The organism is Pyxidicoccus sp. M6 (assembly GCF_055568925.1).
Genome location: NZ_CM145714.1, coordinates 534,442 through 546,108 on the forward strand (window position 1 = coordinate 534,442; position 11,667 = coordinate 546,108).

11 protein-coding genes are annotated in these 11,667 nt (G+C 67.8%); 10 read left to right on the plus strand and 1 reads right to left on the minus strand.

From position 1 onward, the window contains the following. Positions 1–25 precede the first annotated feature (25 nt). Positions 26–2,158 carry a cation:proton antiporter domain-containing protein gene (locus ACVTJA_RS02185; protein WP_465833361.1) on the plus strand — a complete coding sequence of 711 codons (2,133 nt, stop codon included), beginning with the start codon at positions 26–28 and terminating at the stop codon, positions 2,156–2,158. An 11-nt stretch (positions 2,159–2,169) separates the two neighbouring features. After that, the gene (locus ACVTJA_RS02190) at positions 2,170–2,988 is read left to right on the plus strand and encodes a helix-turn-helix domain-containing protein (protein WP_465833363.1); all 819 of its coding nucleotides are present in this window, start codon (positions 2,170–2,172) and stop codon (positions 2,986–2,988) included. 4 nt (positions 2,989–2,992) lie between these two features. Here ACVTJA_RS02190 and ACVTJA_RS02195 read toward each other — a convergent pair whose 3' ends face one another. Further along, positions 2,993–3,748 (minus strand): GNAT family N-acetyltransferase, encoded by a 756-nt coding sequence (locus ACVTJA_RS02195; RefSeq protein WP_465833365.1) that lies wholly within the window; start codon positions 3,746–3,748, stop codon positions 2,993–2,995. Between the two features lie 81 nt (positions 3,749–3,829). On the opposite strand from ACVTJA_RS02195, the gene ACVTJA_RS02200 reads away from it, so the two are divergent. The 8 genes from ACVTJA_RS02200 (at position 3,830) to ACVTJA_RS02235 (ending at position 11,661) form a co-directional block, all read left to right on the plus strand. Continuing rightward, the gene (locus ACVTJA_RS02200; protein WP_465833367.1) at positions 3,830–4,288 is read left to right on the plus strand and encodes a hypothetical protein; all 459 of its coding nucleotides are present in this window, start codon (positions 3,830–3,832) and stop codon (positions 4,286–4,288) included. A 157-nt stretch (positions 4,289–4,445) separates the two neighbouring features. Beyond that, positions 4,446–6,899: a DNA topoisomerase (ATP-hydrolyzing) subunit B gene (gyrB, locus tag ACVTJA_RS02205; RefSeq protein ID WP_465833369.1), complete on the plus strand. Its 2,454-nt coding sequence runs from the start codon at positions 4,446–4,448 to the stop codon at positions 6,897–6,899. 112 nt (positions 6,900–7,011) lie between these two features. After that, on the plus strand, positions 7,012–8,352 hold the full coding sequence (locus ACVTJA_RS02210; RefSeq protein ID WP_465833370.1) for an AAA family ATPase: 1,341 nt from the start codon (positions 7,012–7,014) through the stop codon (positions 8,350–8,352). Further along, positions 8,349–8,807, plus strand: coding sequence for a hypothetical protein (locus ACVTJA_RS02215; protein ID WP_465833372.1), 459 nt, complete (start codon positions 8,349–8,351; stop codon positions 8,805–8,807). The genes ACVTJA_RS02210 and ACVTJA_RS02215 overlap by 4 nt, the downstream gene beginning before the upstream one ends. Before the next feature lie 47 nt (positions 8,808–8,854). After that, complete coding sequence (locus ACVTJA_RS02220; protein WP_465833374.1) at positions 8,855–9,763, plus strand: DUF2381 family protein; 909 nt, start codon at positions 8,855–8,857, stop codon at positions 9,761–9,763. Positions 9,764–9,942: 179 nt separating this feature from the next. Beyond that, on the plus strand, positions 9,943–10,272 hold the full coding sequence (locus tag ACVTJA_RS02225; protein ID WP_465833376.1) for a hypothetical protein: 330 nt from the start codon (positions 9,943–9,945) through the stop codon (positions 10,270–10,272). A gap of 314 nt (positions 10,273–10,586) precedes the next feature. Next, on the plus strand, positions 10,587–11,225 hold the full coding sequence (locus ACVTJA_RS02230; RefSeq protein WP_465833377.1) for a hypothetical protein: 639 nt from the start codon (positions 10,587–10,589) through the stop codon (positions 11,223–11,225). After that, complete coding sequence (locus ACVTJA_RS02235; RefSeq protein ID WP_465833379.1) at positions 11,200–11,661, plus strand: DUF4150 domain-containing protein; 462 nt, start codon at positions 11,200–11,202, stop codon at positions 11,659–11,661. The genes ACVTJA_RS02230 and ACVTJA_RS02235 overlap by 26 nt, the downstream gene beginning before the upstream one ends. Positions 11,662–11,667 lie beyond the last annotated feature (6 nt).

The following is an 11,667-nucleotide window of genomic DNA, read 5'->3' on the forward strand; positions in this document are numbered from 1 at the left end:
CACCCACCCATCCACCGGAGGACGAATGCACTTCAACGCGCTGACACTGCTCCTGGTTCAGCTCATCGTCATCATCGGGGTCTCGCGGCTCATTGGCCGGGGGGCGCGCTGGCTGGGCCAACCGCTGGTGATTGCCGAGGTGGTGGCGGGCATCCTTCTGGGCCCGTCGCTCCTCGGCTGGGTCGCGCCGGGACTGATGACGACGCTGTTCCCCGCGTCGTCAATGCCGGCGCTGACCATGCTCAGCCAGGTAGGCCTGGTGCTGTTCATGTTCCTCATCGGCCTGGAGCTGGACCCGCGGATGTTGAAGGGGCGGGGGCACTCGTCGGTGGCCATCAGCCACACGAGCATCATCGTCCCCTTCGCGCTGGGCGCGGCGGCGGCGGCGCTGTGGCTGTACAAGAGCCTGTCGGACCCGTCGGTGCCGTTCTCCTCGTTCGTGCTCTTCATGGGCGTGGCGATGAGCATCACCGCCTTCCCGGTGCTGGCGCGCATCCTCACCGAGCGCGGGCTGCTCCAGTCGAAGGTGGGCACGGTGGCCATTGCCTGCGCCGCGGTGGATGACGTGACGGCGTGGTGCCTCCTGGCCTTCGTCGTCTCCATCGTCCGCGCGTCGGACCTGGCGCACGCGGCGATGACCACGCTCTTCGCCGTGCTCTACATCGGCTTCGTGCTGATGGTGGTGAAGCCCTTCCTCGCGCGGCTGGGCGCCCGGGTGGCGAGCCGCGAGGGGCTGACGCAGAACGTGGTGGCGGGCACGCTGGTGCTGCTGCTGGCGTCGGCGTGGGTGACGGAGCTCATCGGCATCCACGCGCTCTTCGGCGCGTTCCTCTTCGGCGCCGTCATCCCCAAGGAGGGTGGGCTGGCGGAGGCGCTCGCGGAGAAGCTGGAGGACGTGGCGGTGGTGTTGCTGTTGCCCGTCTTCTTCGCCTTCAGCGGGCTGCGCACGCAGATTGGCCTGCTCAACAGCGTGGAGGCGTGGGCCACGTGCGGCGTCATCATCCTGCTGGCGGTCCTGGGCAAGTTCGGCGGCAGCGCGGTGGCGGCGCGGCTGACGGGCATGCGCTGGCGCGAGGCGGGCGCGGTGGGCGTGCTGATGAACACGCGCGGGCTGATGGAGCTCATCGTGCTCAACATCGGCCTGGACCTGGGCGTCATCTCGCCGCAGCTCTTCACGATGATGGTCATCATGGCGCTGGTGACGACGTTCATGACCACGCCGCTGTTGCGCTGGTTCTACCCGACGGAGGAACTGGCCAAGGACCGGTACCTCCCGCAGGCGGCGCCGGAGCCGGGCCCATCACCCTACAGCGTGCTGATGTGCGTGTCGCACGGGCAGGCGGGCCCGGGCATGGCGTCCGTGGCGCGGTCGCTGGTGGGCGGGGAGAAGTCGCAGATGCACGCGCTGCACCTGGTGTCGCCCGAGCGCGCGCCGCTGGTGCTGCAGGCGGAGAAGAGCTCTCCGTCGGAGAGCGCGCTGGCGCCGCTGCTGGGCCGGGCGGAGAAGCTGGGGCTGGCGGTGCGGCCACTGTCCTTCGTGTCGGCGGAGCCCGCGGCGGACATCGTGCGCACGGCGCAGGCGCGGCGCGCGGACCTGGTGCTGCTGGGGTGGCACAAGCCGCTGTTCAGCCAGACGGTGCTGGGCGGCACGGTGCACGAGGTGATGGAGGCGGCGAGCGGCACGGTGGCGGTGCTGGTGGACCGGGGGCTGACGGACGTGAAGCGCGTGTTGGTGCCGTTCATCGGCAGCCGGCATGACCGGGCGGCGCTGAGGCTGGCGCGGCGGATGATGCGGCAGGCGGGCGCGGAGGTGACGGTGCTGCACGTGACGTCGGACCTGGGCGGCAGCGGCGCGCGGGCGCAGGTGGAGGAGCTCTTCCCCTCGGAGGAGGGGGGCGTGCGGCTGAAGGTGGTGCGCCACGAGGCGCCGGACGAGGCCGCGCTGGAGGAGGCGCGCAACGGGTACGACCTCATCGTGGTGGGCGTGGGCGCGCAGTGGGGCCTGGAGGACAAGCTGTTCGGCCTGCACCGCGAGCGCATCGTCCGCGACGCGCCGGGCTCGCTGCTCGTCGTCCGGGACCCGGAGCCCGTCACCGTCGCCGAGGTCGCCACCGAGGAAGCGGGCGACGCGGAGGCTGCACTGCCCGCGAGGAGCTGAGAGCGCGCGTCATGCATCTGGGCGCTACATTGAGGCTCTTGCGCGTGGACGCGGGCGTGTCCCTGAGGGACATGGCCCGGCGCATCGGCGTGTCGAGCGCGTACCTCAGCCGCGTGGAGAACGGAGTCGACGCGCCACCCACGGCCGAGCGACTGGACGCCATTGCCCGCGAACTGGACGTGCCGCCCGCGCTGCTGATGGACGTGGCCCAGCGCGTGAGCCCGTACGTCGCGGGCTACCTGGAGGAGGTGCCCGGCGCGGGGACGCTCTTCCTCGAAATCGCTCGGCGGCGGCTGTCGGGCGCGCAGCTCGCGAAGGTGCGTGCCTTCCTGGACGCGGAGTTCCCCGTGCGCGCCGAGCGCGGTGACTCACCGGTGCCGCCACTGGCCCCGCTGCTGGCCCCGGAGCGCATCGTCGTGCACCTGTCCTGCGCGGGCTGGGACGACGTGCTGGACGTCATCGCCGGGCGTCTGTCCGCGTCGCTGCCGGGCGCCGACGCGGGCGCGCTGGTGGACGAATTCAAGCGTCGGGACGAGGAGTCCTCCTGCGCCGTGGGCGGAGGTGTGGCCGTGCCGCACGCCGTCCTGTCGGGCGCGGCCCCCGTGGCGGCCCTGGTGACGTTGGCGAAGCCGCTCAAGGTGGACACGCCGGACGGCCAGCCCCTGCGGCTCGTGGTGGCCACGGTGGACGGCGGGCGAAGCAATGCCCGGCTCGTCCGCCTCGCGCACGTGGCGCGACTCGCCGCTCACGGCCTCGCGGACCCGTTGCTCGCCGCACGGCAGCCGCGCGAGGTGCTCTCCGTCCTCGAAGAGCTGGAGTCGCTGCGCTGAACGCTCAGCCCGCCCGGTACACCCAGTTCACCCAGCCGCCCAAGTCGCGGTAGCCCAGCCGCTGGTACATGCCCTTCGCCTGCGGCGTGGCCTGGAGCACGGACGCCACCATGCCCCGGGCCCGCGCTCCGGCGAGCAGCCCGTGCATGACCTCCGACGCCAGCCCGCGTCCCCGGGCCTCCGGCGCCGTGGCCACCATGAACACGCCCGCCGTGTCCCCCACGTCGTGCGCGAAGCCACACGCCAGCGGGCGGCCCGCCTCGCACGCCAGCAGCGTGTGTACCGGCATCGGAGGCCCGTGCTTCCACACCTCCAGGGTGCCGCTCCACTCGCCCCAGACGGCCATGTTGAGCGCCACCAATTCGGCCAGCGTCTCGGGCCGCACCAGGGGCATTGAAGGCGGCACGTCCGGCACCTCCTCCAGCACCAGGCCCATGGCGTCCGAGAGGTGCTCGTCGGGCCGGTAGCCCGCGCTCCCCAGCACCCGCCCGCCCGCCTCCGCTCCGGGCGGCACCACCACGCGCCACGCGGGCGCGCCCTGGCTCCGGAAGAACTCCTCCAGCGCGGGCAGCGCGGCGGCCAGTGCCTCCGCGTCCCGGAAGTACGCCTGCTGGAAGTGCAATTCCGTCGGCAGGGTGGGCAGGCAGAAGGCGTCCACGCCCGGCAGTCCCAGGTGGCTCAGTTGCCCCTGTTCTCGCTGCAGGTGTCGGAAGGCGATGACGTGGGTGAGAAGTCGCGTCGTCAGTTCGGCATTCGTCATGGGCCGTCGTGGAGCGTAGAACACCCCACCGCGCAAAAGCGCGCACCGGAAGCGCGGTGCGGGTAGGGTGCGCGAACGCCCATGAGCAGCCCGCGCTTCTACGCCTTCGACCCTCGCGCCACCCGCATCGGTCTCTTCCTCGGGGCCTGTGTCCTGGCGGTGCTCACCGCCTGGGCCGTGGCCGACGCCCGCTCTGGCGCGGGCACCCAGGCCATGGCCCGCGCCGGCGTCTCCGCGGGCCTCATGCTCGCCTTCCTCGTCGCCTTCCACCGTCTGCGCCCCCGCTCCGGCTGGGGCGTCACCGTGGACGCGCGAGGCGTCCGCGTGGCCCGCCCCTTCACGAAGAGCGAGCTCGATTTGCACTGGGGCCAGATTGATTCCGTGCGCCGGCTCGGCCGGAGGGGGAACGTGCTCGGGCTGTTCCTCAAGGAAGAGGGAAGGGTGCTCGTCACGCGGCATCTCTTCGCCCGCCGGGCTGTTTTCGATGAGTTGATCGCCGCGCTGGAGGCACGTCTTCCACCGCCGCGTTTCGATGCCTGAAACCCCGCATTCCGGGGTCGGCTGTCCGAGGGGGCGGCCGAGCGAAATTCATGAGTGTTTACGCAGCCTTGCAACGCCTCACCGACCTTGTTCGGTGGGGCCCGAAATGGTAGGCACAAGCCTGTTTCAAGGCTCCTTTTCCCAAGGACAGCTTCACATGGAAAAGACCCCCGCTACCGGCGCAGCGGTCGCCCCGCCGCCCGTGGAGTATGGGACTGAAAGCATCACCAAGCTCGAGGGCCGCGAAGCGGTCCGGAAGCGCCCCGGCATGTACATCGGCGATACCATGACCTACGGGCTCCACAAGCTCGTGTACGAGGTCGTGGACAACTCGGTGGACGAGGCCCTGGCGGGGCACTGCACGGACATCGAGGTGGTCATCCACGTGGATGGCTCCCTGAGCGTGCAGGACAACGGCCGCGGCATTCCCGTGGGTCCGCACCCGGACCCGAAGTTCAAGGGCAAGGACACGCTGGAAATCGTCCTCACGGAGCTGCACGCCGGCAGCAAGTTCGGCAACGGGGCCTACAAGGTCTCCGGCGGCCTGCACGGCGTGGGCGTCACCTGCGTGAACTTCCTCTCCGAGTGGTTCAAGGTCCGCGTCCAGACCAAAGGCAAGGTCTACGAGCACTCCTACGAGCGCGGCATCCCCACCGGCCCGGTGCAGGAGGTGGGCACCACCGACAAGCGCGGCACGTACATCGCCTTCAAGCCGGACACCACGGTGATGGAGACGGTGGACTTCAACTTCGAGACGCTCAGCCAGCGCCTCCGTGAGCTGGCGTTCCTCAACGCCGGCCTGCACATCACCGTCCGCGATTTGCGCACGAACAAGGAGCACGAGTTCAAGTTCGACGGCGGCATCTCCTCGTTCGTGGAGTACCTCAACAAGTCCAAGGAGGTGCTGCACGACAAGCCCATCGGCTTCAAGGCGGAGAAGGAAGGCGTCACGCTCGAAATCGCGATGCAGTGGAATGACGGCTACGACGAGCGCATCTACACCTTCGCGAACAACATCAACACCCACGAGGGTGGCAGCCACCTGTCCGGCTTCAAGGCCGCGCTCACGCGCACGCTGAACAGCTACGCGGAGAAGGGTGGCCAGTGGAAGGACCTCAAGGAGACGCCCACCGGCGAGGACGCCCGCGAGGGCCTGTCCGCGGTCATCTCCGTCAAGCTGCCCAACCCGCAGTTCGAGGGCCAGACGAAGACGAAGCTGGGCAACAGCGAGGTGAAGGGGCTCGTCGAGCAGATGGTGAACGACCAGCTCGCCACCTTCCTCGAGGAGACGCCGATGGTCGCCAAGAAGGTCGTGGCGAAGATTGGCGACGCCTGCCGCGCCCGCATCGCCGCTCGCAAGGCGCGTGAGACGGTGCGCCGCAAGGGCGTGCTGGACGGAGGTGGGCTCCCCGGCAAGCTCGCGGACTGTCAGAGCCGCGACCCGAACGAGAGCGAGCTCTACATCGTCGAGGGTGACTCCGCAGGTGGCTCCGCGAAGCAGGGGCGCGACCGTCGCAACCAGGCCATCCTCCCGCTGCGCGGCAAGATTCTGAACGTCGAGAAGGCGCGCTTCGAGAAGATGCTGACGAGCGCCGAAATCGTGACGCTGATTACGGCCCTGGGCACGGGCATCGGCGCGGAGGACTACGACCCGGAGAAGGCGCGCTACCACCGCATCATCCTGATGACGGACGCCGACGTGGACGGCAGCCACATCCGCACGCTGCTGCTCACGTTCTTCTTCCGCCAGATGCCGGAGCTGCTCCAGAAGGGGTACCTCTACATCGCGCAGCCGCCGCTCTACAAAGTGACGCGCAACAAGAAGGACATGTACGTCAAGGACCAGCGCGCGCTGGACGAGTACCTCCTGCGCACGGGCTCCGAGCACTCGCGGGTGCTGACGCCCGGGGGCGAGCTGGGCGGCGCGGAGCTGAAGGCGCTCCTGGAGAAGGTGATTACGTACGAGGAGCGGCTGGAGAAGCAGTCCAAGCGCCGTGACGCGCGAGTGGTGGACGCACTGGTGCAGGCCACGCGGATGACGGCGGACACGCTGGCGGACGAGGCGGCCATCCAGGCGGCGGTGAAGGACGCCTACACCTACTTCGAGCGGCGCATGCCGGACGTGCTGGGCCGCGTGAAGCACGAGGTGGTGCAGGACCCCGAGCACCACACGAAGAAGCTGGTGTTCCGCACGGACGTGAACGGCGCCATGCGTGAGACGGTGTTCGACCACGCCTTCCTGTCGTCTCCGGAGTACGTGGACCTGGCGGCGCTGCGCGACGCCTTCGCGGCGCTGGGCAAGGCGCCGTACAAGGTGAAGGTGGATGGGGGCGAGGTGACGGCCTTCTCCGTGCAGGAGGTCCACGCCGCCATCCGCAAGGACGCGCAGAAGGGCCTGGGCCTGCAGCGCTACAAGGGTCTGGGAGAGATGAACCCGGAGCAGCTCTGGGAGACGACGATGAACCCGGCCACGCGCACGCTGCTCCAGGTGCGGGTGGAGGACGCGGTGGAGAGCGACGAAATCTTCTCGCTGCTGATGGGCGAGGCGGTGGAGCCCCGTCGCGAGTTCATCGAGCGCAACGCGCTCGACGTGCAGAACCTGGACATCTGAGCGTGTCGTGTCACCGTCCCCTCTCTCCTCGCGGGAGAGGGGGCGGTGTGGGTTGTCCCGCATCGAGAATGTGGGCCGCCCGGTCGAGCGGGTCGGCTCCCGGGAGGCACCGATGCTGGCCGCGCTGACGGTCGAGAACTTCAAGAGCTATCGCAAGGCGGAGCTGCCGCTGGCGGAGCTCACCGTGCTCATCGGGGCCAACGCTTCAGGCAAGAGCAACCTCATCGAGGCGCTGCAGTTCCTGTCGTGGCTTGCCCGTGGGCGGCGGCTCTCCGAAATCCTCTACGCGCTCAAGGAGCGGCAGATGGACGTCCGTGGGCCCATCGCGCGGCTGGCGTTCGGTGGTGTGAAGGTCTTCAAGCTCGGCTGCCGGATTCATTCCGAGCCTCATCACGGCATTGCCTTGCATGTGGCTATCGGCCTTCGAGAAGACGGTCTACACATCGAGCATGAAGTCGCCTTCGGCTTCGATGAAAAGTCAGAGGCGTCTCCCTTCCAAGACGGGAAGCTGCTGTATGAGGGGTTTGATTACAACGACTCGACTGCTCATTACGGTAGCGATGTTTCCGTCCGTTACAGCATCCTTGAGGCCGTCGGTTGGAGGGGGCAGATTGTTTGCTCGGGCCAGCAAGCCTTCTTCACACAGATGACCTCGCCAGCGCGTTTCGGGGGCGATCCAGGGGCACAGCACATCGCCCAGGCGGCGAAGCTGCTCCAGTCCACCCTGGAGTCCATCCTCTTCTTGGACCCGGTGCCACGCCGGATGCGCGAGTACAGCTTCACGGTGGACCGAATCCTCCAGGGTGACGGCTACAACCTGTCCGCCGTCCTGTATGACCTTTGCGAGCGGCAGCAGCGGAAGGCGCAGGTGCTGGACTTCGTGCGCGCCCTGCCCGAGCAGGACATCCTCGATGTGACCTTCCTCAAGACGCCGCGAGAAGAGGTCATGGTTCAGCTCACCGAAGGCTTCGGTGGGCAGGTCCGCACCTACGAAGCGGCGCTGCTCTCCGACGGCACCTTGCGTGTGCTCTCCGTGGCGGCAGCCCTGCTCTCCGTGCCCGAGGGCGCGCTCGTGGTCATCGAGGAGATCGACAACGGTGTGCATCCCACCCGGGCGAAGCTGCTGCTCGACAACATCCAGCGGGTTGCTCGGGAGAGGAAGCTGCGCGTGCTCCTCACGACGCACAACCCGGCTCTTCTCGACGCCATCCCCACCGATGCCATTCCCGACGTCGTTGCCTGCTATCGCGACCCGAAGGAGGGCGACAGCCGGCTGATGCCGCTGCGCGACCTGCCGGACTATCCGGAGCTGGTGGCACAAGGCCCCGTGGGGCAGCTCGTCACGCGCGGAGTCCTGGAGCGCTACCTCAAGCATCCGAAGACGCCCGAGGAGAAGGCGGCCCAGGCGCAGAAGGTCCTGGATATGCTCGAGACACCTCCGAGCGAACCGTGACCGTCTGCATCGTCGACACGAGCATCTTCTGCAACCTGCTCTCCGTGCCGAACCGCTGCCAGCATCGCCAGGCGGTAGTTGCCCAGTACCGCGAGAAGACAAAGGCGAATGAAACCCTGCTGCTGCCGATGACGACCATCCTGGAGACGGGCAACCACATCGGTCAGAACGGGGACGGCAATGAGCGGCGGCACTCCGCAATGCGGTTCACGGAGTTGGTCAAGCTGGCGCTGGATGGTCAGTCACCCTTCACCCCTACGCGCTTCCTGTCGCGAGATTCTCTGGCGAAGTGGCTGCATGAGTTCCCCTATTGGACTCTGCAGGGCAGTGGGCTCGGAGACCTTTCCATCGTGAAGGACTTCGAGCATCAATGCGAATTGTCTCCCGGCCACCGGGTCTACATCTGGTCGCTCGATGAGCACCTCGCCAGCTACGACCGTCCGCCCAAGGTATGACGCTCTTGGGGTGGCTCTGCTGAGTCTGCCCTGGTAGGTTCCTCATCATGAGGAAGACCTTATCGGTCGGGTGTGCCCTGCTTCTCTTCCTGGCAACGTCCGTGGCGGCGGCCAGGGAGCGAGAAGCGGCCGTCCGGAACATCTACCTCCCGGACAACCCGGGCGACACCGTGTCTCAGGTGTACGTCACCGGTCAGGTGGCAACCGTGCTTCGCTTCGAGAAGACCTGTGACCCACAGGGGACGAAGCTCCTGGGATGGGAAGGGCGGTTCGAGCCTCCAGTCATTGGTGGCAGATCGGTACTCCTGGTGCCGCTCCAGAACCTCGAGCCTGAAGACCGTCTGCCGCTCCTGGTGAAGTTCACGGATGGAACGGAAGTTCCGTTCATCGTGACCGCCCGGGACGGGGCCGGGGACCAGCAGGTGAATGTGTTTCCGGACCGGAAGGCCTCGCTGGCTGTACATGCTGCCTTGTCAGACGCGCTCGCTCGCGAGCAGGCGCTCAAGGAGGAGAACGACAGGTACCGCAAGGAGGAGGCCTCGCCGGACCATGCCCTGGCCTCGCTGCTCGTCAGTGAGGCCATTGGGCAGACCCCGTTCATCGAGCGAAAGAAGTGGTTGCTCAGGGATGGAGGAGTGGAGCTGGTTGTCCGTGTCTATTCGGGCAAGTCCAAGGCCGCCGTCTTGTTTCACATCACGAATCGGAACTCGGAGCGGCAGTGGCGCCTCCTGGAAGCCCGCTTGTCGACGACGACTAAGGGGGAGGCCAGGCCGTTTGCCCTGCGCATGGACCGGGACTCGATTGCGCCCGGCGCATCCGGGCGCTTCGCCGTTGTCGCGGACAGGAGCGCCTTCAAGTCGGATGGCGGCTTCACCGACCTCGCCTTGGAGTTCTTCCGAGATGACGGACTCCAGCAGGGGTACGTTCTGCTGGATCACCGCCTTGCGCGTGAGTAAGAACGGCGGTCATGCATCCAAACCGAGCACGACGACCGGGACGACTGGCCTGCGTGGTCCTGCTCCTTGCAGTCACAGGCTGTTCTGCTTCTGGCGTCTCATTGCGGCCTGATGGGTCGCCTGGACCGCAGGAGTGCTCTGATGAGGCACTCAAGACGATGCGCATTCTCCGGCTGAAGGTGAGTGACTCCGCAGACGTCGAGTTGGATGCCAACCAGATCGACGCAAGGCCTATCACGCTCTACGACGGGCCGGTGGAGAGCTATCTGGACGGCCAGCTCGGGATGCTTGACCCGGGAACGCGCCTGTACGGACAGGTCTGGACGCGCGGGCCGCAGGTCGTCGTCCGGTACTACGAAGCGCATCCGCCGGATGGAGACGTCATCCCCATCTGCGCGGTGGCACGACTGGGTAATGGGCAGTTGCGCAAACGCCCTGATTCGAAGCCTGGCACGGCCATTCTCGACTACTCCGGCGCGTCGGTCTTCGTGGTCAACGCGTTCCGATAGTCATTCCTGGAGCCGAGAGGGTGACAAGCTCTCCGCCTGAGATGCCCCGCGCACGCAGGTTCCGTGGCGAGCCATGCGCCCGGCGTGCAGATACTTTTCCAGGGCGCGGCTTCCCCCGCGTTCCGGAGGAGCGCCACATAGACAGCGACGAGTCGGACGGAGTCACGCGGCGCGTGATTGTCTCTGGCATGACGTTCCCGTAGGCCTCCGCAGCGCTCCCATCCCCCACTCATGCTGGATTGATGGCCTGTCACGCCTTCCCGGCATGGTGCCCTTGCACCTTGATGGGGGCGCCAGAAGCACGGGGGGTGGACATGATGCCGCATGGGAGGGCCCTCCTGCTGGGGCGGCCGGACGCGCGACTGCACCATGAGGTGCTGGAGGACGCGTTCTCTGACTCCTGTTTCCTGGCGATGCAATGGGAACGGGCCCTCCTTTCGTCCCGCCTCACGCTGGCGGAGGTGACGCACGGGCCTGAGCGGAGACTCCGAGCACACCTGGGCGTGCTGGAGACGGGCGGGCCAGAGGTGCTGGCACGCAGGGCACGTCCCTCGCTTCAGGAGAGCGATACGGAGGCGGTATGGGTGGCGTCGTGGCTGCTGCTGGCGCGGGGCACGGACGCGGACGTGGCGGCCGTGATGGAGGTTCTTCAGCAGGGGGATGAAGCGCCGCGCGGGGCCGTGGCCCGCGCGCTGGAGCTGAGCGAGCGTCCTGGGCTCGCGATGCACCTGCTGCCCTTCGTGGAGTACGAGGCGGCTCCGGAGGTGGCGGCGGCAGTGCTCCACGTGCTGACGGTGCGCGGTGAGTCGCCCGGCACGCAGGCACTGGCACGCGCCCCTGGCCCACCCCCTGCCCGAGCTGCGCTCCCGCACCACCTGAATCTGAATGCGTCACCGAGGCACCGGCAGCCCCCGAAAGGAGCAGGGCATGAGCAACAGCGTTGGCGCCAATGACCGCAGCGTGGTGCACCAGGACTCGGGCGGCACCACCGTGGCCTTTCCGGACGTGTGCAAGACCCCGAGCCCCGCCGGGCCCGTGCCCCTTCCGTACCCGAACGTGGCGAAGTCCGCGGACGCGTCGCAGACGGCGAAGACGGTGGAGGTGGAGGGCAATCCCCTTTGTGTGAAGGACTCCATCTTCTCCACCAGTACCGGCGACGAGGCGGGCACCGCAGGCGGCGTCTTCTCGGGCAAGACGCAGGGCAAGGCCGAGTTCGTCACCTGGTCCTTCGACGTGAAGGTGGAAGGCAAGGGCGTCGTGCGGGCCATGGACCTGATGACCCACAACGACAAGAACACCCCACCCTTTCCGCTCGCGCAGCCGCCCGTGGTGACCGTGGGCGTGCCCCCGGGGAAGGTGGCGTGCCTGTGCTGCAAGAAGAAGCCGTAGGAGGCA